The organism is Hoeflea sp. CAU 1731, from assembly GCF_039888615.1.
GTDB lineage: Bacteria > Pseudomonadota > Alphaproteobacteria > Rhizobiales > Rhizobiaceae > Flavimaribacter.
The window spans coordinates 72,863-98,665 of record NZ_JBDQQS010000017.1; the positions used below are offsets into that span (position 1 = coordinate 72,863).

26 protein-coding genes are annotated in these 25,803 nt (G+C 60.3%); 18 read left to right on the top strand and 8 right to left on the bottom strand.

All coding sequences use genetic code 11. The annotated features are described in order from the left end of the window. Positions 1-115: 115 nt before the first annotated feature. The gene (locus AAFN47_RS22585; protein ID WP_499811524.1) at positions 116-1,660 is read right to left on the bottom strand and encodes an ABC transporter permease; all 1,545 of its coding nucleotides are present in this window, start codon (positions 1,658-1,660) and stop codon (positions 116-118) included. Continuing rightward, positions 1,657-1,989, bottom strand: coding sequence for a hypothetical protein (locus AAFN47_RS22590; protein WP_499811525.1), 333 nt, complete (start codon positions 1,987-1,989; stop codon positions 1,657-1,659). Before AAFN47_RS22590 ends, AAFN47_RS22585 begins: the two co-directional genes overlap by 4 nt. A 46-nt stretch (positions 1,990-2,035) precedes the next feature. Here AAFN47_RS22590 and AAFN47_RS22595 point away from each other — a divergent pair, with 46 nt between their 5' ends. Next, positions 2,036-2,299 carry a hypothetical protein gene (locus AAFN47_RS22595; protein ID WP_499811526.1) on the top strand — a complete coding sequence of 88 codons (264 nt, stop codon included), beginning with the start codon at positions 2,036-2,038 and terminating at the stop codon, positions 2,297-2,299. Positions 2,300-2,305: 6 nt separating this feature from the next. On the opposite strand, the gene AAFN47_RS22600 is transcribed toward AAFN47_RS22595, so the two are convergent. Continuing rightward, positions 2,306-3,388, bottom strand: a complete 1,083-nt coding sequence (locus tag AAFN47_RS22600) for a LacI family transcriptional regulator (protein ID WP_499811527.1) — start codon at positions 3,386-3,388, stop codon at positions 2,306-2,308. Between the two features lie 385 nt (positions 3,389-3,773). Between AAFN47_RS22600 and AAFN47_RS22605 the strand changes: the two genes are divergently transcribed. The 6 genes from AAFN47_RS22605 to AAFN47_RS22630 all read left to right on the top strand — a co-directional run bounded on the left by AAFN47_RS22605 (position 3,774) and on the right by AAFN47_RS22630 (position 9,934). Further along, entirely contained in the window at positions 3,774-5,009 is a 1,236-nt protein-coding gene (locus AAFN47_RS22605; protein WP_499811528.1) for an ABC transporter substrate-binding protein, read from the top strand. Positions 5,010-5,077: 68 nt separating this feature from the next. After that, the gene (locus AAFN47_RS22610; RefSeq protein ID WP_499811529.1) at positions 5,078-5,971 is read left to right on the top strand and encodes a carbohydrate ABC transporter permease; all 894 of its coding nucleotides are present in this window, start codon (positions 5,078-5,080) and stop codon (positions 5,969-5,971) included. Continuing rightward, positions 5,964-6,887, top strand: a complete 924-nt coding sequence (locus AAFN47_RS22615; RefSeq protein ID WP_499811530.1) for a carbohydrate ABC transporter permease — start codon at positions 5,964-5,966, stop codon at positions 6,885-6,887. The genes AAFN47_RS22610 and AAFN47_RS22615 overlap by 8 nt, the downstream gene beginning before the upstream one ends. Before the next feature lie 6 nt (positions 6,888-6,893). Then, on the top strand, positions 6,894-7,979 hold the full coding sequence (locus AAFN47_RS22620; RefSeq protein WP_499811531.1) for an ABC transporter ATP-binding protein: 1,086 nt from the start codon (positions 6,894-6,896) through the stop codon (positions 7,977-7,979). A gap of 50 nt (positions 7,980-8,029) precedes the next feature. After that, positions 8,030-8,782, top strand: a complete 753-nt coding sequence (locus tag AAFN47_RS22625) for a sugar phosphate isomerase/epimerase family protein (protein WP_499811532.1) — start codon at positions 8,030-8,032, stop codon at positions 8,780-8,782. 3 nt (positions 8,783-8,785) lie between these two features. Then, entirely contained in the window at positions 8,786-9,934 is a 1,149-nt protein-coding gene (locus AAFN47_RS22630) for a Gfo/Idh/MocA family protein (protein ID WP_499811533.1), read from the top strand. A gap of 59 nt (positions 9,935-9,993) precedes the next feature. On the opposite strand, the gene AAFN47_RS22635 is transcribed toward AAFN47_RS22630, so the two are convergent. Further along, a complete protein-coding gene (locus AAFN47_RS22635) occupies positions 9,994-11,307 on the bottom strand; it encodes an MFS transporter (RefSeq protein WP_499811534.1) in 1,314 nt (437 codons plus the stop codon). A 457-nt stretch (positions 11,308-11,764) separates the two neighbouring features. Here AAFN47_RS22635 and AAFN47_RS22640 point away from each other — a divergent pair, with 457 nt between their 5' ends. The 3 genes from AAFN47_RS22640 (at position 11,765) to AAFN47_RS22650 (ending at position 16,299) form a co-directional block, all read left to right on the top strand. Continuing rightward, complete coding sequence (locus AAFN47_RS22640; RefSeq protein WP_499811535.1) at positions 11,765-12,751, top strand: LysR family transcriptional regulator; 987 nt, start codon at positions 11,765-11,767, stop codon at positions 12,749-12,751. Positions 12,752-12,929: 178 nt separating this feature from the next. Beyond that, positions 12,930-13,976, top strand: coding sequence for a diaminopropionate ammonia-lyase (locus tag AAFN47_RS22645; protein WP_499811536.1), 1,047 nt, complete (start codon positions 12,930-12,932; stop codon positions 13,974-13,976). A gap of 4 nt (positions 13,977-13,980) precedes the next feature. Continuing rightward, complete coding sequence (locus AAFN47_RS22650) at positions 13,981-16,299, top strand: molybdopterin-dependent oxidoreductase (RefSeq protein ID WP_499811537.1); 2,319 nt, start codon at positions 13,981-13,983, stop codon at positions 16,297-16,299. Between the two features lie 7 nt (positions 16,300-16,306). On the opposite strand, the gene AAFN47_RS22655 is transcribed toward AAFN47_RS22650, so the two are convergent. Further along, positions 16,307-16,783, bottom strand: coding sequence for an Lrp/AsnC family transcriptional regulator (locus tag AAFN47_RS22655; RefSeq protein WP_499811538.1), 477 nt, complete (start codon positions 16,781-16,783; stop codon positions 16,307-16,309). Between the two features lie 285 nt (positions 16,784-17,068). Here AAFN47_RS22655 and ehuA point away from each other — a divergent pair, with 285 nt between their 5' ends. The 5 genes from ehuA to AAFN47_RS22680 all read left to right on the top strand — a co-directional run bounded on the left by ehuA (position 17,069) and on the right by AAFN47_RS22680 (position 20,843). Next, on the top strand, positions 17,069-17,842 hold the full coding sequence (gene ehuA, locus AAFN47_RS22660; RefSeq protein WP_499811539.1) for an ectoine/hydroxyectoine ABC transporter ATP-binding protein EhuA: 774 nt from the start codon (positions 17,069-17,071) through the stop codon (positions 17,840-17,842). 43 nt (positions 17,843-17,885) lie between these two features. Next, positions 17,886-18,731, top strand: a complete 846-nt coding sequence (gene ehuB / locus AAFN47_RS22665; RefSeq protein WP_499811571.1) for an ectoine/hydroxyectoine ABC transporter substrate-binding protein EhuB — start codon at positions 17,886-17,888, stop codon at positions 18,729-18,731. Positions 18,732-18,794: 63 nt separating this feature from the next. Continuing rightward, positions 18,795-19,469, top strand: coding sequence for an ectoine/hydroxyectoine ABC transporter permease subunit EhuC (gene ehuC, locus AAFN47_RS22670; protein WP_499811540.1), 675 nt, complete (start codon positions 18,795-18,797; stop codon positions 19,467-19,469). After that, positions 19,466-20,122 (top strand): ectoine/hydroxyectoine ABC transporter permease subunit EhuD, encoded by a 657-nt coding sequence (ehuD, locus tag AAFN47_RS22675; protein ID WP_499811541.1) that lies wholly within the window; start codon positions 19,466-19,468, stop codon positions 20,120-20,122. The genes ehuC and ehuD overlap by 4 nt, the downstream gene beginning before the upstream one ends. A gap of 271 nt (positions 20,123-20,393) precedes the next feature. After that, positions 20,394-20,843 carry a CreA family protein gene (locus AAFN47_RS22680; protein ID WP_499811572.1) on the top strand — a complete coding sequence of 150 codons (450 nt, stop codon included), beginning with the start codon at positions 20,394-20,396 and terminating at the stop codon, positions 20,841-20,843. Between the two features lie 2 nt (positions 20,844-20,845). Here the strand turns inward: AAFN47_RS22680 and AAFN47_RS22685 are convergent, their stop codons facing one another. After that, complete coding sequence (locus tag AAFN47_RS22685; protein ID WP_499811542.1) at positions 20,846-21,895, bottom strand: MBL fold metallo-hydrolase; 1,050 nt, start codon at positions 21,893-21,895, stop codon at positions 20,846-20,848. 310 nt (positions 21,896-22,205) lie between these two features. Between AAFN47_RS22685 and AAFN47_RS22690 the strand changes: the two genes are divergently transcribed. After that, complete coding sequence (locus AAFN47_RS22690; RefSeq protein WP_499811543.1) at positions 22,206-23,840, top strand: BCCT family transporter; 1,635 nt, start codon at positions 22,206-22,208, stop codon at positions 23,838-23,840. Between the two features lie 49 nt (positions 23,841-23,889). Continuing rightward, the gene (locus tag AAFN47_RS22695; RefSeq protein ID WP_499811544.1) at positions 23,890-24,306 is read left to right on the top strand and encodes a universal stress protein; all 417 of its coding nucleotides are present in this window, start codon (positions 23,890-23,892) and stop codon (positions 24,304-24,306) included. A 9-nt stretch (positions 24,307-24,315) separates the two neighbouring features. On the opposite strand, the gene AAFN47_RS22700 is transcribed toward AAFN47_RS22695, so the two are convergent. Then, on the bottom strand, positions 24,316-25,029 hold the full coding sequence (locus tag AAFN47_RS22700; protein ID WP_499811545.1) for a hypothetical protein: 714 nt from the start codon (positions 25,027-25,029) through the stop codon (positions 24,316-24,318). A gap of 2 nt (positions 25,030-25,031) precedes the next feature. Then, entirely contained in the window at positions 25,032-25,211 is a 180-nt protein-coding gene (locus AAFN47_RS22705; protein WP_499811546.1) for a hypothetical protein, read from the bottom strand. A gap of 192 nt (positions 25,212-25,403) precedes the next feature. Between AAFN47_RS22705 and AAFN47_RS22710 the strand changes: the two genes are divergently transcribed. Continuing rightward, positions 25,404-25,802, top strand: a complete 399-nt coding sequence (locus AAFN47_RS22710) for a DUF302 domain-containing protein (RefSeq protein WP_499811547.1) — start codon at positions 25,404-25,406, stop codon at positions 25,800-25,802. The last annotated feature ends 1 nt before the right edge of the window (position 25,803 follow it).

Consider the following 25,803-nt stretch of genomic DNA (forward strand, 5'->3'; position numbering starts at 1 on the left):
GATGCCGAAATCCCTCTGGCGCTTTTATAAATCTGATCTTCATGTGGATCGCCATGCTTGTTATCGGATACATTGCCGAGGACGCCGTCAAAACCTCACCCTCGTAATCGCCGCCTCAACGCGGCCGGGTCATCCGGTCGATCGCATAAGTAAGCTGGTATAGGGCGACAGCCACCAGCACCGAGACGAGCGCGACGGTCCAGATCATCCCGTAATCGAGATAGCCGCGCGACTGGTTGAGCAGATTGCCGAGGCCTCTGCCCGTCGCCAGCCATTCGGCGATCATGACGCCGAGCAGCGCCTTGGGCATGGCGAGCCTTGCGGCGACGAACAGCCAGTTGCGGCTTGCAGGAATGGCGACCAGCCACAGCTTCTTGACGGTGTTCGCGCCATAGGCGTCGACCAGATCGAAGGCCGCGCGCGGTATCAGCGCAAAACCCTGCGCCAGCACCACAAAGGCGGCGAAGAAGGTCACAGACACCGTTATGACAAGCGTCACGGCGACGCCGCGACCGAAGATGAGCACAGCGAGCGGGGTGAGCGCAACGAGCGGCATCGTCTGGGTGATGAGCGCGAAAGGCAGGAGCGCGTTCATGATGGTGGGGGCGGCGAAGGCGATCAAGGCCAGAACGAAGGCGATGGCGAGACCCAGGAACATACCGCCGATGGTCATTGGAATGGTTTCGGCGAGCGCCGCCAGCAGTTTCTGTTGCGCGACGGCGCTGGCGTTGGAGAAGAACAGGTAATCGACGACGCCGAGCGGCGTCTTGGCGATGATCGGCGAAAGCTGGCTGATTTCGAGCAGCGCCTGCCAGACGAGAAACGGAAAGGCGATCGCCGCGATCGTCATTGCGATCGACCGCAAACGGCTTTCTGCATCGCCCGCCTGCGGCGGCTCCGGGGCCATGGTCACGCCTCGGTTGACGCCCGTTGTCATGCGCGCGACGAGCGCCGCAAGGCCATAGCCGACGCCGGCGATCGCCGTGGCGGTGAGGCCGATGCCCCATAGCCTGTCAGGCTCGGCGCGGCCGAGTGATCCCAGAAGATAGGTGCCGAGACCCCAGCGCGCGCCGCTGCCGAATTCCGCCAGGATTGCGCCGAGCACGGCCGCCGGCGCCGCAACCTGGAACCCGCTCATCATCGCGGGCACGGCGGCGCGCAGCCGCACCATGCGAAGCGCGCGGAACCGGCCGCCGCCATAGGCGGAAATCAGATCGGTGGTTCGCGGATCGACGTCGTTCAGCCCCGATAGCGTCGCGGTCATGGTCGGGAAATAGACGAGCAGCGCCGCCAGAGTGATGCGCGCGACCTCTCCGTCCAGCGCGATGACGAGGACCGGAACAAGCGCGATAGGCGGCACAGCGAAAATCGCGATATTGACGCCGCGCATGAGCCGCTCGGAAAAGGGCCACAGGCAAAAACAGATAACCGCAAGGATCGCGATTGCGTTTCCAATGACGAAACCCGCCGCTGATGTGCGCAAGGTCGCCAGCACATGCGGCCAGTAATCCGCCCGATCGACAAAGATGCGCGCCAGGATCGCCGACGGCGCCGGCAACGTGCCGCCGGCGACGAGCTGGAGCCGTCCGGCGATCTCCCAGATAACAATGAGGGCTACGAGCAGGACCAGAGTCGCCACGCGGTTTCCGGAATCGTTCATGAATCGGCGCCGTCCGCAGAATGATCGAGATACGAACCGATCTCGTCACACAATTCATGGAACTCCGGCGCGCGGTGAAGATCAGCCGGGCGCGGCCGCTCGAACGGAACCGTGACATCGGCGACGATCCGGGCCGGCCGCTGCGAGAGCACCACCACGCGGTCTGCGAGATAGACCGGCCGGGTCTGGGTTGCGGGACTTGGCATAGAAAACGGCCTCGCCAAATATCTCCACATCCTCCTGTCGCGCATCCGGCCGGGCGTGCGTCTGATTTCGGAAAACGCGGCGACCTGGCCGGAAGAACTGGCTTCGACCGGGCCGAACGACACGCTGATTGTCCTCGCGGTGCGACCCTAACAGCCACAGATTTCGACCATGCTGACCTTTGCGCGCACGACGCGGCTGCGGTCGATCGCGATCACCGACCCGACCAACGCCGGCAAAGCGCAGCGCAAGGGCGCGCTGGTGCTCAATTGTCACGTCTCCACTCCCTGGGACGAGATGACCGAGACGAGCATATTGAGCATGGCGCAGCTGCTTGCGGCGGCGGCGGCCGGCAGGCTTGGCGACAAGGCGCATATCCGCCGCAACCTCATTGCCGATCTCGCCGAGGAGTTCGAGGACGGAGACGATACCTGATTCCGGCTAGACGGGTTCGCTGGCCTCGAGCTTGCTTCCGATCTCTTCGGCGACGCCGTCATAGACCAGCGTCTGGTGGCTCGCGACCGGATCGCCTTCGATCAGCCCCAGCACCGAACGGGCGAGATCCCGGCCGGCTTCGCGAAAATCCTCGCCGATGACGTGGATCGCCGGTCGGAACCATCGAAGATAGGTGAAGGACGACTGTTTCGAGACGATCGACAGGTCCTTGCCGATCGCCAGACCCGCCTTTTCCGCACCGACGCAGATGCCGATCGCCGTGGCAGCGCTTCCGCTGACGATCCCGTCCGGACGACCGGCCGACGTCATCAGCCGGTAAACCGCGCTTTCGATTTCCTCGATGCGGTCATCGACCGTCACGTCATTGATGGCGACGGTTTCAAGACCGTGGGCCGCGACACCGGCCTGAAACCCCGACCGCATATGCCGGGAATAGGTCTGGTTGTCGGGTGGTCCGAGCAGGGCGAGTCGCCGGCAGCCAAGACCCGCCAGGATATCGACGGCTTCGCGCGCAAAGGCGCAGTTGTCGAAATCATGATACGCGTGCTCGACCTCCATGTCAGTCCGGCCATGCGTGGCGAACGGCATGTTGTTTTGCGCCAGATAGCGCACGCGTGGATCGTCAGGCTGGGTGCGCGACAGGATGACGCCGTCAGCGGATCCGGTCTCTACAACGTAGCGCACCGGCCCCATGCGGTCTCCCGGATCGCCATAGGGCGTGACCACGAGGTGGTATTGCGTTCGGGCGAGAACCTCGGAAATGCCCCGCACCATGTTGGAGGTCAGGCCGGTGATTTCATCCTCGGTGTCCAAAATAAGGCTGATGACATTGGTTTTGCCGGTGCGCAGGCGCACGCCGGCGCGATTGGGCAGGTAGCCGATCTGGTCCGCCACAGTCCGCACCCGATGTTTGGTGTCTTCGCCGATATCCGGCGCATTCTTCAGCGCTTTCGACACGGTGGTCACGCCGAGGCCAGTCAGATAGGCGATCGTCTTCAGCGTTGGCCGCTGGCCGCCGAGACGGTCAGCCGAACGGGCCGGGCTTCCGGGACGCGCTGACTTGACCATGACCGAGATACCCTCCAGGCGATTGACCGGCGTGAACGAAGTGGGAAAAAAGACTGGGTCGTCAGCCGGTCCGGGCGCATATTACTAAAACGTTGCAGGAAAAAAGCAAGTCCGCCCGCCCGCGCGGCGCAGGATAGCGACACCCACAATCCGCTTTGACGCTCAAATTCACCCTGCGCCGGATCACTGTAAGGGTCTGTTTTTCTTATAATCTCGGCGTTTCATGAAATTTCTGTTTGCACTCAACGGTTGTTTTCGGTTAAGCCGAAAACGCCTGCGTGGCGTCGTTCAGACCCGCATTGAATCGATTTGAACGGCGCTATTGCAAATTGAAATCTTTTCTTCTAACGTTTTTACTGCAACGTTGCAGATTGGGAGGACAACTATGCGTTTTCATACTCGACTTCTCGCTTTGGCGGCTACAGTGGCGATGCCGCTCGGCGCGGCTCAGGCGACAGACCTCGAAGTGACACATTGGTGGACATCAGGCGGTGAAGCCGCTGCGGTCGCCGAATTCGCCAAGGCTTTCGACGCCACCGGAAACAAATGGGTCGACGGCGCGATCGCCGGCGGCGGCGGCACGGCGCGTCCCGTCATGATCAGCCGCATCACCGGCGGCGATCCGATGGGCGCCACGCAGTTCAACCATGGTCGCCAGGCCGAAGAACTCATCGAGGCCGGACTGTTCGTCGATCTGACGGAGCTCGCTGAAAAGGAAAACTGGAAGGACGTCGTCAACCCGCCGTCGCTGCTCGACAGCTGCACGCTCGACGGGCGCATCTATTGCGTGCCGGTCAATATCCATTCCCCGCAGTGGCTTTGGCTCTCTCACAAGGCGTTTGAAGACGCCGGCGTTCCGGTTCCCACGAACTGGGACGAATACGTAGCCGCCGTCCCCGCTCTCGTTGAAGCCGGCAAGGTGCCGCTGGCGCTCGGCAACCAGCCCTGGCAGTCCAACCTGCTCTTCGGCGCTGTGCAGATCGCGATCGGCGGCATTGACCTCTGGAAGCAGGTCAACCTCGGAAAAGACGCCGAGGCGGCGCGCAGTCCTGAAATGGCGAAGGTCTTTCAGGCCATGGCCAACGCCCGCGAAATGGCGAAGGAATCCAACGTCCAGGACTGGAACCAGGCCACCAACATGGTGATTACCGGTGAAGCCGGCGGACAGATCATGGGCGACTGGGCGCAAGGCGAATTCCAGGTCGCAAACCAGGTCGCAGGCCAAGACTATTCCTGCCTGCCGGGTCTCGGCGTGCATGAATACATCTCGACGGGCGGCGACGCCTTCTACTTTCCGAAACTCGACGATCCGGAGCAGACCAAGGCGCAGCTCGAACTCGCCTCGCTGATGGCTTCGAAGCCGGTGCAGGTCGCCTTCAACCTGAAGAAGGGCTCCCTGCCGATTCGCGGCGACGTCAACCTTGAAGCAGCCAATGACTGCATGAAGAAGGGTCTGGAAATCCTCGCCGCCGGCCGCATGCTGCCTTCCGGCGACCAGGTCTTTTCGGCCGACACCCAGACGCAGTTCAACGATCTCATGGTTGAGTTCATGAAAGATCCGTCGATCTCCGCCGAGGACGCGCAGAAGCGCTACGCTGACATCGTCGAAAACGCCGACTAAGGCTGAACCGAAATGACCCGGTCCGGCGGCAATGCGCCGCCGGACCGGGATCAGCGGGGGGAAGCCGCATGTCGAGCAATCGGCCAATCAGGCTGTTCCGGAATCTGAATGCGAAGATCAGCGCGATCCCGATGATCGCGACGGCGCTTGTCGTATTCGTCGGCGGCACCGTCTGGACCATCATCTATTCCTTCACCAATTCCAAATTGCTGCCGCGGGCGAAATTCGTCGGGCTCGATCAGTATGAGCGCCTGTGGAACAGCAACAAGTGGCTGATTTCCATCGAGAACCTGTTCATTTTCGGGATCTGCTCGCTGATCTTCTCCTTTATCATCGGATTTGTTCTCGCGGCTCTGCTCGATCAGAAGATCCGCTTCGAGGACACGTTCCGCTCGATCTTTCTGTTTCCGTTCGCGCTGTCCTTCATCGTCACCGGACTGGTGTGGCAATGGCTGCTCAACCCGGATTTCGGAATCCAGAGCGTGGTGCGGTCGCTCGGATGGGAAAGCTTTGATTTCGATCCGCTCTACAACGCGAACATCGTCATTTTCGGCATCCTGATCGCCGCGCTCTGGCAAGGCACCGGGCTTGTCATGTGCCTTATGCTCGCCGGACTGCGCGGCATTGACGAGGACATCTGGAAAGCTGCGCGCGTCGACGGAATCCCCATGTGGAAAACCTATCTCTTCATCGTCATTCCGATGATGCGGCCGGTCTTCATCACCGCCGTCGTCATCATCGCGTCCGGCATCGTGCGCGTCTACGATCTGGTCGTGGCGCAGACCAGCGGCGGGCCGGGCATCGCCTCGGAAGTGCCTGCGAAATACGTTTATGACGCGATGTTCCTGTCACAAAATCTTGGACAGGGTTTCGCAGCGTCGACGATGATGCTGCTATCGGTGGCGATCGTCGTCATTCCATGGGCCTATCTCGAATTCGGAGGCCGCAAGAGCCATGGATAGTTCGACCGCAACGTTCCCGGCAAGCCAAGCCGCCAGGGCCGAGCCGCGCGGAATGAAGCCGCAGCGCCGGCTGTCTCGCCGCAACATCATCATCTACGGCACGCTGACGGTCGCCGCGATCTACTATCTGCTGCCGCTTTACGTGATGGTGGTGACCTCTTTGAAAGGAATGCCGGAGATCAGGCTCGGCAATATTTTTTCGCCGCCGCTGGAAATCACGTTCGAACCCTGGGTCAAGGCCTGGGCGACGGCCTGTACGGGGCTGAACTGCGACGGCCTCTCCCGCGGTTTCTGGAACTCGGTGCGGATCACCATTCCCTCGGTGATCCTGTCGATCCTGGTGGCGTCGGTGAACGGATATGCGCTGGCGAACTGGCGCTTCAAGGGCGCAAACATCTTCTTCACGATCCTTATCGTCGGCGCCTTCATCCCCTACCAGGTGATGCTCTATCCGATCGTCATCATCCTGCGCGAAATCGGCCTCTACGGAAGCCTGACGGGGCTCGTGATCGTGCACACGATCTTCGGCATGCCGATCCTGACCCTGCTCTTCCGTAACTACTTCACGTCGATCCCGGAAGAGCTGTTCAAGGCGGCGCGCGTCGACGGCGCCGGTTTCTGGACGATCTATCTGAGGATCATGCTGCCGATGAGCCTGCCGATCTTCGTCGTCGCCATGATCATTCAGGTCACCGGCATCTGGAACGACTTCCTGTTCGGGGTCGTCTACACAGGTCCGGAGACCTATCCGATGACAGTTCAGCTCAACAATATCGTCAATTCGACGCAGGGCGTGAAGGAATACAACGTCAACATGGCCGCCACGATCATCACGGGCCTTGTGCCGCTCATCATCTATTTCATCTCGGGCAAGCTATTCGTGCGCGGCATCGCCGCCGGCGCGGTGAAAGGGTAAAAAGTCGTGGCAAGCGTATCGGTTAAAAACCTGTTCTTGAGTTTCGGCGAGGTAAAGGTCCTGCAGGATCTCAATCTCGAGGTCGGCCGCGGCGAGTTCCTGGTGCTCCTCGGTTCGTCGGGATGCGGAAAATCAACGCTGCTGAACTGCATCGCCGGCCTGCTCGACATCTCCGACGGCCAGATATTCATCAGTGACAAAAACGTCACCTGGGAGGAGCCGAAGGACCGCGGCATCGGCATGGTGTTCCAGTCCTACGCCCTCTATCCGCAGATGACGGTGGAGGGAAACCTCGCCTTCGGGCTGAGAAACGCCGGCGTGGGGCGCGACGAGATCGCCAAACGGATCAAGCAGGCCGCGGAACTTCTGCATATCGAACCGCTGCTCAAGCGCAAGCCGGCGCAGCTTTCGGGCGGTCAGCGGCAACGCGTCGCCATCGGCCGGGCGCTGGTGCGCGACGTCGACGTATTTCTGTTCGACGAGCCGCTCTCCAACCTCGACGCCAAGCTGCGCGCCGAATTGCGTGTGGAAATCAAGCGTCTGCACCAGCAGCTTGAAAACACCACGATGATCTACGTCACCCATGACCAGATCGAGGCGCTGACGCTGGCCGACCGGATCGCCATCATGCGTGGCGGCGCAATCCTGCAGCTTGCCGATCCGCACACGATCTACAATCGCCCGATCAACAAATATGTCGCCGGATTCATCGGTTCTCCGAGCATAAATTTCCTGGACGGAGCAATCACGCGCGACGGGAAACCGCGCTTCACTTCTGGCGACGTGGTCGTGGATCTTGAGCGGTATCCATTCGAGGACGGCTCGTCGGAGGGCGCCTGCGCCTTGGGCGTCCGTCCGGAACATATCGCTTTCGGCGACGCAGCCGCCGATTCACCGTTCAGCGCAGAGGTCCGGGTCGACGTGGTCGAGCCCATGGGATCCGATACTCTCGTCTGGTCGAAACTCGGCGGCCAGGATTTCCGGTTTCGCGTCGACGGCCAACTCGCGGTCTCGACGGGCGAGACCGTCAGGATCGGCTTCGATCCGGCCCGCGCGTCCATATTCGACAAGAAAACGGAGCTTCGGCTCTAAGCCGCAGCCTTGCGCTATTCAACCGGCCTATATCCACGAACGGAAATCCCATGAAAGATATATCATACCAGCTCTATTCTTCCCGCGAATCCCCCCCCCTTGAAAAAACCCTGTCGATGCTAAAGGGGCTCGGCTACACCCAGGTCGAGGGGTATGGCGGCCTCTATGCGGACCCAGCGTCGCTCGGAGAAGCGCTCAAGGCCGCCGGTCTTGCTATGTCGTCCGGCCATTTCGGCCTCGACATGCTGGAAGACGCGCCGGACAAGGCGATGGCGGTGGCGCAGGCAACGGGCATGAAGATGGTAATCTGCCCCTATCTGATGGAGCCGGACCGGCCGGGCGACGCGGCTGGCTGGCGGGCCTTCGGCGCGCGTCTCGAAAAGGCCGGTCAACCGTTTCGAGACGCCGGCCTGACGGTCGGCTGGCACAATCACGATTTCGAATTCCGCCCGCTGTCCGACGGCAGCAAACCGCTGCAGCATATCCTGGACGGCGGTCCGACGCTTGCCTGGGAGGCCGACATCGCCTGGATCGTGCGCGGCAAGGCCGACCCGCTTTCCTGGATCGACCAGTATGGCGACCGCATTGTAGCGGCGCATGTCAAGGACATCGCTCCCGAGGGCGAAAACGCAGACGAGGACGGCTGGGCGGATGTCGGCCATGGCGTGATGGACTGGAAATCATTGCTGGCGTCGCTGGAGAAGGCCAATGTCAGACTGTACGTGATGGAACATGACAAGCCGAATGATGACGAGCGTTTCGCCCGCCGTTCGATCGCATCCCTCAAGGCCCTGACGGAGTAGACCATGCAGGAAAAAAAACTCGGCGTCGGCATTGTCGGCTGCGGCAATATCTCTCAGGCCTATTTCAGCCTTGCCCCGCTGTTTCGTGGCGTCGAGGTGGTGGCGTGCGCCGATATCGACCGGAAGGCCTCAGCCCAGCGCGCCGCTGAATTCGATGTGCGCGATAATTCCCTTGAGGAGCTTCTGGGCGCCGCCGATGTCGACATCGTCGTCAACCTGACCATCCCCGCGGCCCATCACGACGTGTCGAAGGCGGCGCTGCTGGCCGGCAAGCATGTCTACTCGGAAAAGCCCTTCGTGCTGTCGCTCGATGAAGGCCTCGCCCTGGCCAAACTGGCCGACGACAAGAAGTTGCGCATCGGATCGGCGCCCGACACGTTTCTGGGCGGCGCGCACCAGCACGCCCGTCACCTGATCGACAGCGGCGCGATCGGCAAAATCACTGGCGGCACGGCTTTCGTGATGAATCACGGCATGGAGCACTGGCATCCCAATCCGGACTTTTTCTACCAGAAAGGCGGCGGACCGATCCTCGATATCGGCCCGTACTACATCACCGATCTTGTTCAGCTCATCGGACCGGTGGAGAAGGTCGCGGCGCTGACCGCCGCGCCGAGCCGGCGCAGGACGATCTCCTCCGAGCCGCGCGCCGGTGAAACCATTCCCGTGGAAACGCCGACGACAATCCACGCGCTGTTGCAATTCGCCAACGGCGCGGTGGTGACGTTTGGCGCCAGCTGGGACGTGTGGAGCCATGAACACGGCAATATCGAACTGTATGGCGAGAAGGGCACGCTTTATGTTCCCGATCCCAATTTCTTCGGCGGGGCGTTGTCCATGACCGAAGGGACCGAGCCGGTGAGCCCGCTGGAAGCCTACGACCACCCCTTTTCAGTTCCCAATCAGGAACACCACAGCCTGGGACCGCTCGCCAATTATCGCACGGCCGGGCTGTCCGACATGGCGCTCGCCATTCTGGAGGGCAGACCGCACCGCTGTTCGCTCGAACTGGCGCTGCACGTGATCGACATCATGACCTCGATCCTGAAATCGGGGGAGACCGGCGAGTTCGTCACGATAACAACAGGATGCGAGCGGCCGCGGCCGCTTGCCATGGAGGAAGCCCGCGCCATGCTGGTGCAGCAGGCTTAGGGGCGAGAGCCCTGCACGCTGCGCGGCTTCCTCCTGCAATTTCTACAGGCGCGCAGGCGTCACCGGGCGGACCGCCGGGTGGCGCCCGCCACGCGGCGCACCTTGCGTGGCGCCGCAATCCAGATGCACAGCATCGACAGCGGGCAGGCGATGGCGACAACCCATAGACCGACAGTGTAGCTGCCGGCCAGATCGTAAAGATACCCGGTGACCCAGGGTCCCGTTCCGGCTCCGAGATTGGCCATGACGGCGACAGTGCCAAGGATTGTGGCGAAACGCCTTCCAGCGAAGATTTCGGCAGTCACCGGGCCAAACAGCGACGCTATACCGTATCCCAACAACCCCTGACAACCGACCGCTGCATAAAGCAGCAAGCGGCTCGGATGGCTCTCCATGACGACCATAGCGATTGCACAAAGCAAAAAACCGGAAACCGCGACGCACCAGCCGATCTCACGGCCGAAACGATCGGAGAAATGACCGATTGTAATCTGGCCGATTACGCCGGCGGCGGCGACAAGAGAGAAGGCGAACGCCGCTTCCCTTGCATTGACGCCAACATCAAGAAAGAACCGAATCTGATGGACCTGGACCGCATACCAGGCGTAGAGCGCCAGAAAATATCCGGCGGCGATCCACCAGAAACGCCGTGTTCTCATGGCTGCAGGCAGCGTCCAGTCACGCTCCGCCCAGGCCTTGTCGACGATGACGGGACCGCCGGCGGCGGAATCCGCTCCGTCGGACGCCTCTCCATTGTCGGCGGAAAGGCCGACATCCTCCGGCCGGCCGCGCTGAAGCAGCAGGTTGAGCGGGATGATCACGATGATAAATGTGCACGCCATGGCGACGCATGCGGTGCGCCAGCCCGATGTGTCGATGACGATCTGCAGCAGCGGAAATAGGCCGAGCGCCAGTACTCCGACGCCGGAAAAGGCGACGCCGAGCGCCAGTCCCCGCCGGCGCACGAACCAGTTCGGAAGAAACATGGAATGCCCGACATAGGCCAACGGCATAGATCCGCCGGTCGCCAGCAGGCCAAGGCTGAGGTAGAATGCAAGGGGCGTGCCGGCTACGGTCGCCGCGTAGTAGCCAAGCGCCACCACGACCGCGCTGACAGGCAGGATCACGCGTGGCCCGTAACGGTCCATCAGCATGCCGATGAAAGGGACGGACGCCGTCGACGCGATGAAACCGACAGAGAAAATGGCGGCTGTGACGCCGCGCTCCCAACCGAACTCGTCAAGAATCGGCGGATACAGGAGCGAAAAGGCCGTGCGCGCATTGACCGCTATGCCAAGCGTCAGAAAGGCGACGGCGATCGCGACCCACCCATAGTAAAAACGGGTGGCGACTGGTGGTCTTCCACCGTTCATATAACACCCCCCCCCTCCGCCGAATCGCCACTCCAAATGGCCTAGCCTTTCCACGCCAATCAGCCCACCCGTGTCAAGATGAAGGTTTCTGCGTCTGTTGTCCTTTAAACAAGATCTCCGGGCGGCGACTAAAGCGCCTGCAAAGTCATGAGTTCAAGCTTTCGCCATGACTGTCACATTACGTGGTTTGAGCGCGTGTCTTTTGTGCAACCGTACGCTTGTGCGGGATTGAATTACCGTCCATACTGCTGGTAACAGAGTGATTTTCTACTGAAAAAACAATGATAGAGCGGGCGCGACAACGATGACGGCACAACAGGAAAGAGGAGAAGTGGCCACCACGATCCAGTCGCTTGAGGCGCAAGATGGACGACCAGATCATCGCGACCACGGCCAATCAGTAGAAAATCTGGATTAATTGTGGAAATGAATTAATTATATAGAATATATTAATCTGATGAATATACAGACTCTTGATCTCAATCTGCTACGCATCCTGTTCGCTTTGCTACAGGAGCGATCGACCGTCAAGGCGGGCGCGCGCGTAGGATTGTCGCAACCGGCGGTTTCGGCGGCTCTTGGCCGATTACGGGAGTCTCTCGGCGACCCGCTCTTCATCCGACAGGGGCAACGAATCGTCCCGACGGATTTCGCCAAAAGCCTCGAGTTGCCGCTTCAGCGCATGTATGAGGATCTCGACGCCCTTTTAAAGCGGGCGGAAGCATTCGACCCCACCACATCGAGCGTTTCCTTCATGATTTCCGGCACGGATTTCTTCGGTGACCTGTTGATGCCCTCGCTCGCGAAGATCCTTTCCAGCCATGCGCCGCATATGCGGATTCAGTTGACGGAACTGCAGGATCCGGAAGGCGTCAACGATCTCGAAAACGTGCATATCGACCTTACGCTCAGACCCAAGATGGATTTTCCCGAATGGGTTGAGTATGTGCCGGTGTTCAAAACCGAATATGTGATGATCGCCCGGGAGGGCCATCCGGCGCTCGCCGAGGCCGGCGTGTTGCCTGGAGACGTGGTCCCCATGGACCTGTTTTGCAGTCTCGGACATATGCTTATGTCGATGCGGGGCAATTTGAGGGGCCTTGGCGACGATGCGCTTGCGCAGATGGGGCGCGAACGCCGCGTGGTCATGTCCACGCCAAGCTTTTCAGGCGTCTACAACGCTGTATCCAAGAGCGACCTGGTGGCGCTGATACCACACCAGCTTGCCGAAAGCATCGGGCCGCGCATCGGTCTGTCGATCTACAATCTGCCGATGAAGGTGGATCCCGTTACCATTTGCATGATCTGGCACCGCCGAAGAACCGCCAGCTCCGCACATCAATGGCTTCGTGAAACCGTCATGAATATCATGACCCCCCTGAACAGGGCCAGCGCGCCAACCCAACCCGTGTCCGCGCGAATTCCGAAGCGGGAAATCAGCTAAGATAGCCGCATAAATCGGGGTTTCGGACTTTCTTCGAACCAAATCCCTGCGCCCGGCAATGGCCGTGGCAGTGATCCGGAAACCGCAATTTTTATGCGAAATCTCAAGAAAAAACTCTGCCTTTGGCCAAAAATTGGGCAATTTTCTCGCATCATGACTGCATAATGCGCACATGCTGATGACGAGGAAACGCCACGATCGCGGGCAGCGCGATTATATGTTCCGGGTCTCGGCCGAGCGTCCCGCCCGGCTTGTGGAACGACGACCCGAATACCAACCGACCACGGTAATGGACCTTCCCGAGATAGCCGATGATCTCGGGATCAACCGGCTGTGGCTGAAAGACGAATCGCAAAGGATGGAGCTCGGCAGTTTCAAGGCGCTTGGCGGCGGCTTTGCGGTCGCGCAGATGATCAGCGACGCAGCCGAGGCCGACGCAGAAAGCGAGGCGGGAAGAAAGGCTGCAGCCTCCATGACCTTCATCACGGCGAGCGCGGGCAATCACGGACTGTCGGTCGCCTCGGGCGCACACAACTTCGGCGCGAAAGCAGTCATCGTACTGCCTTCCAGCGCGCCGGCGGCCTTTGAAGAACGCATCCGGCGAACCGGCGCCGAGGTCCAGCGATTGAATGGCACTTACGAAGAATCAGTCTCCTACGCCGCGGATCAGGCGGACCGTCACGGGTGGCTGCTGCTTGCCGACGGGTCGTGGGAGGGGTATGTGGAACGGCCGGCGCTGGTGATGGAGGGTTACACGGTGATTGCCGAGGAATGCCGCGTGGAGTTCGACCGTTCCGGCTCCTGGCCAAGCCATGTCTTTCTGCAGGCGGGCGTCGGCGGATTCGCCGGGGCGATCAGCGCCCACATCCGCAGCTTCTGGGAGCAACAGCCGACGATCGTCGTGGTAGAGCCCGATCGGGCCCCATGCCTGTTGCGCAGCGTAGAAACCGGAACGCTCACACGCGCCGACGGACCGCTTTCCAATATGGGCCGGCTCGACTGCAAGGACGCCTCGCTGATCGCGTTCGACACGCTCGAAACGGATGCGGACTGTTTCACCACCATTACGGACGACGAGGCGGAGAGAGCTTCGCAACAGTTAACCGAAGCGGGAATTGCGACAACGCCCAGCGGCGCCGCGTCATTCGCCGCGCTTGCCCGTTTCGACGCCGGACCGGAAAGCCGATGCCTGGCTTTCATCACGGAAGGGCCGGAGGCGCGCTGAGATCATGCCCCAATCCGGAGATCCCCTAGTATCGACGCATTGGGGGACCTATCGCGCGCGTAATGACGCCACCGGCGCAAAAAGCCTTGCGGCTTTCGAGGACGATCCTGATCCGTCGCCGATAGGCGACTCCATCATTGAAACGCTCTCCGATTCCTGCCGGATCGCACGACCGATGATCCGCAAGGGCTATCTCGAGCGCGGCGACACGGCCCACCGCGGGCAAGACAGCTTCGTCGCCGTGTCCTGGGAGGAGGCGCTGGACCTTGCCGCGCGCGAATTGACCCGAATTCGGGCGGATTACGGCAACGAGGCGATTTACGCAGGCTCCTATGGTTGGGCCAGCGCCGGCAGGTTTCACCACGCACAGAGTCAGCTTCGCCGGCTTCTCAACCTGTTTGGCGGCTACACCGCTTCTAGAAACACCTACAGCTACGCAGCGGCTGAAGTGGTGCTGCCGCATGTCGTGGCGCCGCTGGACCAGTTGTTCAACGATCACACGTCGTGGCGGGCGATCGGCGAAGCCCGCGCGCTCGTTGTGGCGTTCGGCGGCGTGTCCCTGCGCAACAGCCAGATCAATCCCGGCGGCGTGGCGCGTCACACCCACAAAGGCGACATCGCCGACGCGGTTGCGGCCGGCGCGCATATCGTTTCCATCACGCCCTCGCGCGACGAGGGATATTCGAACGAATGGACGCCGATACGTCCGAACACGGACCTCGCGCTGATGCTCGGGCTCGCCCACACGCTGACAAGCGAAGGACTACATGACAAGGACTTCCTGACGCGCTATTGCACCGGGTTCGACAAGTTCGAATCCTACATTTGCGGCGAAACGGACGGACTTGCGCGCGACGCCGACTGGGCAGCGGTGATCACCGGCGTCGATGCGGACACGATCCGCGCCCTCGCCAGACGCATGGCGAAACAGCCGACAGTCGTCAATGCAAGCTGGTCGCTGACCCGTCAACATAATGGCGAAATGAACTACTGGATGACCGTTGTCCTTGCGGCGATGCTCGGCGGCGTGGGACGCAAGGGAGAGGGCTTCGCGCTGGGGCTCGGCGCCGTCAACAGCATCGGCAATACCCGCCGGACGGTCCGGCTCGCCGCGCTGCCGACAGGCCGCAATCCGGTATCGGCGTTCATTCCCGTGGCGCGGATCGCCGATATGCTGCTTCATCCGGGTCAGCAGTTCCGTTACAATGGACAGACCCTGCATTATCCGGACATCCGCCTGGTCTACTGGGCGGGCGGCAATCCGTTCCACCATCATCAGGACTTGAACAGACTGCGCAAGGCCTGGCGTAAGCCTGAAACGGTGATCGTCCACGAACCGCACTGGACGCCGCTCGCGCGCCATGCCGACATCGTATTTCCGGCGACACTCCCGGCGGAAAGAAACGACATTGCAGGCTCGCCGCGCGACACCCACCTCTTCGCCACGAAAGCGATTGCCGCACCCTTCGCCGAAGCGCGCGACGACCATGACATATTCGCCGGGCTTGCTGCGCGGCTTACCTCGCCGGACAACCGCCTGAATTCTCTGGAGGCGGCGTTCACCGGCGGCAAAGACAAGGATGAGTGGCTTCAATCCCTTTACGACCACACCCGCGACGGCCTCGCCGAAACGGGCGTCCATATGCCAGCATTCGAAGCGTTCCGGGAGGCCGGATTTTTTGCATTCGACGCCCCAGAAGACCCTTGCATATTGCTCAAGGCGTTTCGCGACGACCCGGACGCCCACCCGCTCCCGACGCCGTCCGGGCGCATAGAGATCTTCAGCGAAACGATCGCCGGCTTCGGCATTAGGGGCAATCCGGGGCACCCGACCTGGACACCGCCGGTGGAATGGCTTGGCGCGCGCCTTGCGGAGCGATGGCCCATCCATCTCGTGACACACCAGCCGGCCCGGCGCCTGCACAGTCAGCTCGACCAGGCGCGCCACAGCCTTGACGGCAAGATCGGCGGGCGAGAGGCCTGCGTGATCAGCAAGCAGGACGCAACGAGGCGCGGCCTTCGTGACGGCGACGTAGCGCGGATCTTCAATGACCGCGGGTCATGCCTCGCCGGCGTTCGCATTTGCGAGGACGTGTTGCCCGGCGTCGCCATGATGCCAACCGGCGCATGGCTGGACCTCGACGAGTCCCTGACCCCGGCCTGCTGCAAGCACGGCAACGTCAACATCGTCACCGCCGACAGGGCGACCTCGGAACTTGCCCAAGGGCCGGCGGCGCTGTCCTGTCTCGTCGAGATCGAGCGCCATAAGGCAGAACCCCCGCCTGTCACCGCCCACCGGCCGCCGAAGATCGAAACCGCCTAAACGGCGATCAGTCTTCCGCCGGCTCCTCGACGGGCACATCCACGCCCACCTTGGTCCGGTCCATTACGACCGACGTCCGGAACCGTTTGACATTGCTGTCATCGAAGAAGAGGCGCTGCGTCAGTCTCTGATAGTCATCCATGTCCCGGGCGAGCGCGACCAGTGCGAAATCGGCTTCGCCGGTTATGTAATAGCACTGCTGAACCCTGGACTCCTGTTTGACCTTTCGTCTGAAGGCGTCTAGCTGATCGATGCGTTCGCGCTCCAACTCGACGAGAATGATGAAGGTCATGTTGTAGCCGAGAGCCTGCGGAGACACGATCGCAGCGTCGCGCTCGATGACGCCGGCGTCCTTCAGCGCACGTACGCGCCGCTGCGCCGTGGCGACGGAGAGCCCCGCTTCATAGGCGATTGTCTCGAGCCGCTCCCGAGCGTTTTCCTGAAGCATCCGCAAGATGATCAAATCCGAAGGCGTAATGTTCATCGCGTTCTCTTTCTCTCACATATTAAAAATTTTTGATGCTATTTTTTCAGAATGCCATGTTTTGCTGCACATTAGGTGCAAATTGCTTTGTTATGATGATTTTCAACATCACATCCAATAAGAGATGTAAAGGGGAACATCATTATTACTTTTGCAATGCGCCCAAAGCTGGCGCAAAGGGTTTCGTGCGGCCCGATCGACGAAGCAAAATCCAGTTCCGTCAGGCGTAAATCGCCGGCGCTGCGATGCTCCTCTGCCCGCTGAAGAAGGGGTCGAGGTCCAGTCATGGCGAACATCATCGAATTCCAGAACGTTCATAAAAGCTTTGGCGAGCTGAAGGTTCTCGACGATCTGAACCTGCATGTCGAGCCAGGTGAAAAGCTGGCGCTGATCGGCCCGAGCGGCTCAGGAAAAACCACGATCCTGCGTATCCTCATGACTCTCGAAACGCTGAGTTCCGGTCGGATCATCGTTGATGGGGACTATCTGTGGCACGAGGAGAAGGGCGGGCGTCTGGTCGAAGCGAGCGACGCCCACCTCCACAAGATGCGCGACGGGATTGGGATGGTGTTCCAGCACTTCAATCTATTTCCACACCTGACCGCGGTTCAGAATATCGAGCAGCCACAAATCCTCGTGCGCAAGACGCCGAAGATCGAAGCGCGCGAAAAAGCCATGGAACTGCTGGGGCTCGTCGGTCTCAGCGACAAGCAGGACCACTTTCCACACGAACTTTCCGGAGGACAGCAGCAGCGCGTCGCCATCGCCCGGTCGCTCGCCATGGATCCGAAGATCATGCTGTTCGACGAAGTGACCTCGGCGCTCGACCCGGAACTTGTCGACGAAGTTTTGAGTGTGCTCAGGCGTCTGGCGGCCGACTCCGACACGACAATGCTGACAGTGACGCACGAAATGCACTTTGCCCGTGATTTCGCTGACCGCGTGCTTTTCTTCGACAAGGGAAAGATCGTCGAGGCCGGAAAGCCCGAAGAAATCTTCACGCATCCGAAAGAAGAGAGAACGCGCAACTTCCTCAGCAAGTTCATCACAGTCACGTAACGATCCTCCTGAACGACACCAACCGAAAGGACCTTCCATGACTATGTCATTTCTCAAAAAGCCACTGGAAATACTTGTCGTAACCGCCGTTGCAGGCCTGGCTGCTGGCGCGGCGGCGCAGGCCGACACGCTCGAGAAGCTGCGCAAACAGGGCTTCGCCACCGTGGCGGTCGCCAACGAGCCGCCCTACAGCGACATCAAGGCCGACGGCTATGTGACGGGAGCAGCGCCCGACGTCGCCCGGGCGGTGATGAAAAAGCTCGGCGTACCGGAGCTCAAGGCCCAGGTGGTGCCCTACGGATCGATGATTCCCGCCCTGCTCGCCCGTCGCGTCGACATGGCGACGTCCGGTCTCTATATCAAGCCGAACCGGTGCGAATCCATTATCTATTCCGAACCCGATCTTTGCGGCGCCGAGGCCTTCGCCGTCGCCAAGGGAAACCCGCACAATATCAAGACTTATGAAGACATTGCCGCCAATCCGGACGTGACGATGACCACCTGCGCGGGCTGCGCCGAAGAACTCTACGCCAAGGAGCGCGGCGTCAAGCAGAACCAGATCAAGGTCTTCACCGATCCGCCGAGCGGCATCAAGATGCTGCAGCAGGGCCGCGTCGATGTCTTTGCGCTTTCCGGTCTAGGCACACAGGATCTCCTGAGGAAGACCAATGACCCCAACCTGGAGCTGGTGATGCCGGTCAAGGGCGTGCCGATCGGATGTGCGGGCGCAGCATTCAACCCGGAAGACACCGCTTTCCGGGAAGCCTATGACATGGCGCTGGCCGAACTCAAGGAAAGCGGCGAATTCGCCTCGATCATCGAGCCCTACGGGTTCTCGGCCGAGGCGACATTCGAGGTCAAACGCGACGATTTCTGTCCCGGCAACTAAGCCTGACCGCAACTCCGAAACCGCAGCTGCTCCCTCGCGGGAGCAGCCCTCCAGGGCGATCCGATGGGCCAGATACTCGAATTCACACCACTGCTGATCGAAGGCGCATGGATGACCATCAAGCTGACGGTTGTCAGTGCAATTCTCGCTCTCGTCATCTCCTTCGTCGTCGGCCTGTCACGCCTGTCTCGCTCCAGGTCCGTGCGCGTGCTGGCGACGATCTATCTGGAATTCTTCCGCGGCACCTCGGCGCTCGTGCAGATGTTTTTCATGTTTTACGTGCTGCCGCTGCTCGGCCTGACGCTGTCCCCCTTTACTGCGGGCGTGATCGCCTGCGGGTTCAATCTCGGCAGCTACGGATCCGAAGTGGTGCGCGGCGCCGTGCAATCGGTCGGAAAAGGCCAGCATGAGGCCAGTACGGCGCTGAACTACACTGTTTATCAACGGTATCGATACGTGCTGATCCCGCAGGCGGTTCCGATGATGATCCCGCCTTTCGGGAACCTGCTGATCGAACTGATGAAATTGACGGCGGTCACTTCGCTGATCACCATAGCCGATCTGACCTTCGTCGCGCAGATCATACGCGCACAGACTGCGATGACGCTGGAACCGTTCCTGCTGATCCTTGTCATATATTTCCTGATCGCCTCGGTTCTTGTCGGATTCACCGATTTCATTGCGCGCAGCATCGCGCGCAAACGCCACATCACGCTTGCCGGAGTGAGACGGTCATGAACTGGAGCTGGACCGTTGCGGCGGACGTGCTTCCGCTGCTGCTCGGAGGATTGGTCGTCACCGTCGAGGCGACCATCATGGGGGCCGCCGTCGCTTACGTTCTGGGGCTGTTTCTGGCGATCATGAAACGTTCGCAAAACCGACCCCTTGCTCTGACGGTGTACTGGATGTCGGAGTTCATCCGCCGCACGCCGCTGCTCGTCCAGCTCTATTTCCTGTTCTACGTGCTGCCGGACCTCGGCCTTTTCCTGTCGCCGTTGGCCGCCGGCGTGATCGGCCTCGGGCTCCACTTCAGCACCTATACATCGGAAGTGTTTCGCGCCGGGATCGACAATGTTCCGAAAGGCCAGTGGGAGGCTTCGCGCTCGCTCAATTACAATCCGTGGCAGACCTGGCGCTACGTGATCCTTCCGCAGGCTATTCCACCGATGATCCCGCCGCTCGCCAACTATCTGATCACGATGTTCAAGGAAACGCCGCTGCTCGCCGCAATCACGGTCATCGAACTGTTCAACGCCGCCAATATCTATTCCAACAGCTACTACAAATATCTCGAGCCGATGACCCTTGTCGGTCTGCTGTTTCTGCTGGTCTCCATACCGGCCGCCTATCTCGCCATGCGGCTGGAAAGGAAATACACCGTCCGGCGTTGACCGGACGGCGTTACCACCGGTCCCTTCTGACACTGAGAACATGTTCGGAACGGCGGCCTACCGATCCGATCTATGCGGTCGACGAAGCGAGATCTGTTCCATCCGCCTGATCTTTTCCGCCTCACCTGGGCCGGCTCCGAAACGCTGCTGGCGAAACCGAAAGCGCTTCCTACATGTAGCGGGCCCGGAACAATTCCCGGCGTCCGGCGTCTTCCACATGAAGCGCCGTCCCGTCATGGAGATTGATATGCGAAAGTTCATCGCCCTCGTCATGCTCGCCATCCTGTCGGCAGGCTCCGTTGCGACCGGATCGCAGGCCGAAGAAGTCGGTCACGTCGATGTCGACTGGCTTGGCAACGATATCATCATCGAAGCGATCGAAGATCCGAAAGTGGAGGGTGTGACCTGTCATATCGCCTATTTCGACCGCGGACTGATCGACCGCCTGCAGAAGGGCAACTGGTTCGAGGATCCCTCCAACTCCTCGATCGCTTGCCGGCAGACCGGGCCGATAACGATCGGCGATATCGACATGTCGGAGGAAGGCGAAAACGTCTTCAGGGAACGACGCTCGATCATCTTCAAGACGCTTCAGGTCAAGCGCATCTATGACGAGGCGCACAACACACTGATCTATATATCGCACGCCCGGCAGGTTCAGGACGGATCGGCCAAGATGGCGATATCGACGGTTCCGATACTGAAGCTGTCCGGGGAGTAGGATTACGCTGCGGCAGTTCGCAGGACACCGTCGTCACCGGTTTGCCAGACGAGTTCACCGCGCTCGACCATCGCGTTGACGTGGGCGTGAACTTCGCTGAAGGCGAAGCTTAACTGATGCGCGTCAAGCTTTCGGGTAAAGAGTATTGGCACGAGATCGGCGACCGATCTCGCCTGACTTGAGCAAGCCGCGGCGATCACCGCGCAGCGTTCGTCGTGATGAGCGACGAGTTCGTCAATCCGTGTGTGCAGACCGTAAAACGGAAGCTGGTGACCGGGCAGAACGAGCACGTCATCCGGCACGTCGGACTTCAGAGCGCCAAGCGAGCGCATGAACAGACCCAGGGGATCACCATCCGGATCGACCGCCCACACGCCGATATTCGGGGTTATCCTGGCAAGAACCTGGTCGGCGGCGAGGAACAGGGCTTCCTCCCTGCACCATAGCATGAGCTGCTCCGGCGCATGGCCTTCGCCGCTAAGCACCGAAAATTCCCGCGACCCGATCCTGAGCGTATCGCCTGCGATAAGACGGCGAAAGGTCGGCGGCAGCGGCCTGACCAGCTTCAGATATCCGTGACCGCTGGTTGCGACAATTTCGGTGGTCTCTGCGTCCAGACCGTGCCGGAGATAGAAATCGCGATAGGGCTTGGCGTCGAGGGCGCCGGGGCTCAGCGATATATTGAGACATGCGAGCCATGCCGTCTGGCTCGTCAGCACAGGGATGTTGAACCGTTCGCAGAGCCAGCCCGCGAGGCCAATGTGATCCGGGTGGTGGTGAGTTACAATCAGTCTCGTAAAATGGCTGTCGGCGAATGGCCCGGCGGCAAGCGTCTCCCAAGCCTCCTGCGTGGACCCTATACCGAGCCCGGTATCGACGATCGCCCAACCGTCGCCGTCCTCAAGAAAATAGATGTTCACATGATCGAGACGAAACGGAAGCGAGAGGCGGGTCCAAAGCAAACCCGGCGCCATTTCGACAAGTTCGCCTTCGTCGGGAGCTTCGGCAAAGGGGTATTCAAGCGTTCCTTCGAGGGCCTCTTTGCGGGTCAATGCCATGTCCTTGCAGTCTTCAGGGAACCGCTTCTATCGAAGCTTTGGCGACCGATTGCAAGCAGCGCAGTCAATTTTGTAGACGCGCAAAACGCCGGTATCGCATGGGTTTGCGGGGCCGGTCCACATGCGATCTGGCGCGTAGACTTTCGCTAAATACTTTAAGATGTTAGCCTTTTGGCCAATTCGGCGATGCAAGACGATCTCCGCCGGGCCTCGAAAACGCCTGATCCTCGCGATGAAAGGGCAGGCTCCACTCACTCGGGACCCGCAGCAGCCGATACAGGGATGAATACGGGAGAGGCCTGTCATGGCAGACAATGTCGACATTTCAATCGAAGAAGCGCCCGATGCTATCGAGACCGATTACGAGATCGGCCAGGACAATATCACGCCTTTCGGTCTTGATATTCACAATCCGGTCTTCATGATCTCCAGCATCTCGATCGTCGCCTTCGTGATCCTCACGCTGATGTTTCAGGACAGCGCATCCGAATTCTTTGTCTGGCTTCGCAACTTCCTGACGCAGAACTTCGACTGGTTCTTCCTGTCAGCCGGCAACATCTTCGTGCTGTTCTGTATCGTGTTGATGATTTCGCCGCTTGGAAAGATTCGCCTCGGAGGGCCTGACGCCGAACCGGATTACAGCTACATGGGCTGGTTCGCGATGCTGTTCGCAGCGGGGATGGGGATCGGGCTGATGTTCTTCGGCGTCTCCGAACCCATATCGCACTTCAATTCGTCGCTCGGAGGCGCAGCGCTCGAGGAAGGGGTGCGCTCCGACTGGGCGCCGCTTGGCGCCGCGGCCGGCGACCCGGAGGCGGCACGCAACCTGGGCATGGCCGCTACGATCTATCACTGGGCCCTGCATCCCTGGGCGATCTACGCGGTCGTCGCCCTCTCGCTTGCATTCTTTTCCTATAATCGCGGCCTGCCTCTGACCCTGCGGTCTTCCTTCTATCCGCTGCTCGGAGAACGGGTCTGGGGATGGTGGGGCCATACCATCGACACAGTCGCCGTATTCGCGACGCTGTTCGGACTGGCGACCTCGCTCGGTTTCGGCACCCAGCAGGCGCTGGCGGGCATGAACTATCTGTTTGGATGGAGCACCGGCGACTTCGCCAAGGTGCTGCTGATCGCAGTGATCACCGTGATCGCGCTGATTTCGGTGCTGCGCGGCCTCGACGGCGGCGTCAAGCTGCTGTCGGAAATCAACATCGCGATGGCGGCGCTGCTGCTCGTCTTTGTCATGCTAATCGGACCGACGGGCGACATTTTCTCGGCGATTGTCTCCGGCGGCCTGGCCTATGCACGGGAGATCATACCGCTTTCCATGCCCTTCGGACGCGAGGACACAAACTTCTCGCAGGGCTGGACGTCGTTCTACTGGGCCTGGTGGATCTCCTGGTCGCCTTTCGTCGGCATGTTCATCGCGCGCGTATCGCGCGGGCGTTCGGTGCGCGAATTCATCTTCTGCGTGATCATCATACCCACCATAGTCTGCATCCTTTGGATGGGCGTCTTTGGAGGCACGGCGATATCGCAAGTGGTCGCCGACGCGTCGGCCGCCGTGAAGGACGCGCCGCTCGAGCTCAAGCTCTTCGAGATGCTGCAACCGCTGCCGCTGGCGACCTTCACCTCGTTCCTCGGCATCATACTCGTGCTTGTGTTCTTCATCACGTCGTCGGATTCCGGCTCGCTGGTGATCGACACCATTACAGCCGGCGGCAAGACCAGCGCGCCGGTCGCGCAGCGCGTGTTCTGGTGCACATTCGAGGGCGTCGTCGCAGCAGTGCTTCTGCTGGTTGGGGGCGCAACAGCGCTGACCGCGCTGCAGGCAATGGCCGTCAGCACCGGTTTCCCGTTCACCATCGTGCTTCTGGCCATGTGCGTCAGCCTGTATCTTGGCTTGCGAGAAACGCAGAAGATGCAGCAGGATGCCTGACAGGCGCCCCGCAGCCCGAAGGACGCTGTGAAGCAAGAGGAACAGGACAATGTACAAGAACATCATGGTTCCCGTCGATCTCGCCCATGAGAGCCGGCTGGAAAAAGCGCTCGCAACAGCCGCCGATCTCGGCCGTCACTACGGCGCGGAGATTCATCTGATCGGCGTGACGGGCGTGCAGCCGGGAACTGTCGCCCACACGCCGGAGGAATACAAGCGGATTCTGGACGAATTCGCCGACCGGCTTTCGCGTGAAAAAGGCGTAGGTTTTCATGCCCACGCCGAGGTTTCCCACGATCCAGCCGTCGAGCTGGACAAGATCATCGAACGCAAGTCGGAGGAGATCGGCGTCGATCTCGTCATCATGGCGTCGCACGTGCCGGGGTTCGTCGACCATTTTGTACGATCCAACGCCGGCTATCTTGTCGAGCATTCAAAAATTTCGGTGTTTGTCGTCAGAGGTTAGGTTTGGCGATCAGAGACCGCAGATTTCTCGGTCGATGGTGACGCGGCCGTCTTCATAACCGTCGCTGCGGCTTAAAAATACGTGTTCGATGGTCGCGCCCGCTTCGAACAACTGGCGCAATAGTCCGTTGTTGCAATTGCCCTGAGTCAGGACTCTACGCCATTGTTCCACACTCGCGCCGTCATCAGAAACGACGCTATAGATATAGAGCAGCGTATCGCTTTTTATTTCAACCCGGATCAGGATCCGTGCGTCTTCGAAGTTGGCGGGTACGTCGACGCCCTTGGCGACCAGGCCCAGAGTTCGGGTCAGCCCATAGGTGAGCAGAGCGATATCCAATCTTTGTTCCAGCTTGTCCGGCGTAGAGAAACGGTCTTCGTTTATCCGCTGCACTCTTTCTGGCAGACTATTGATCAGGGTAACACCGATAACCCCGGACACCAGGCCGATAACAACGCCCATAGACCCTGAGAAGAGGCGCGGAGCCATTATTTTCCTCTCGGAAAACAGATCCTGGCCGCGTGCGAAAACGAGATAGAATCCCGCCAGTGGGATGAAAGCCAGGATCGCACCGTAGCCGTGTCCGAATATGTCTCGTGACCGGGCCATCGCCAGCACAGCTAAGAGAAAACCATAAATAAAGAAGGAGATGAACTGGACGAAATATAGCAGCCAGAGAAAACCGCCGCTCATTGCGATCGGAGCGGCCAGCCGGAACTGCATTGTCACCGATAAAGCCAGAAAGAGCAGAAAGGAACAGGCAAGTAGGGAGCGCGGTCGAGTTCGCCAAGACTCCTGGCGAAAACGGGTGCGAACAGCCCGCCAATGATCATGAACAGGATGTTCAGTGCTATGATGTACGAAACTGAAACGGTCGACAGTTTCAGGGCAAGATTTTCAAGCATCAATATCGGCAAAGAGACAGGTTGGAATATAGTGTCGAGCCTAGCTGGCAGGGGATGGTTGTCAATCGTCGCCCGGCGCCTCAACCAGTTTCGGCTTGTAATCGCTCATTCAACCTTTATATTAGTATATACTAATATATGATCTGCAGCGGTCACGCGCTATTTCAGCGGACCAGACGACAGGAGGATTCAATGAGTAACCAAGGCTACACCATCAACCGCACATTCGAGAACGACAGCTTCGACGCGATCGTCGAACGCGCCCGCATGGCGCTTGCCGATCAAGGTTTCGGCGTCCTGACGGAAATCGACGTCAAGGCGACGATGAAAAAGAAGATCGACGCCGATATGGACAACTATCTCATTCTCGGCGCCTGCAATCCGAAGCTTGCGTTCAGCGCCTTGCAGTCGGAGCCGCGGATCGGCGCGATGCTGCCCTGCAACGTGATCGTCCGATCGACCCCGGGACAGGGCGTCGAGGTCAGCGCCGTCGATCCTGTCGCCTCGATGCAGGCGGTGGAAAATAACGAACTCGGGGCGGTCGCCGGCAAGGTGCGCAGCATGCTTGAAACGGTCGTTGCGGCGATCTGAC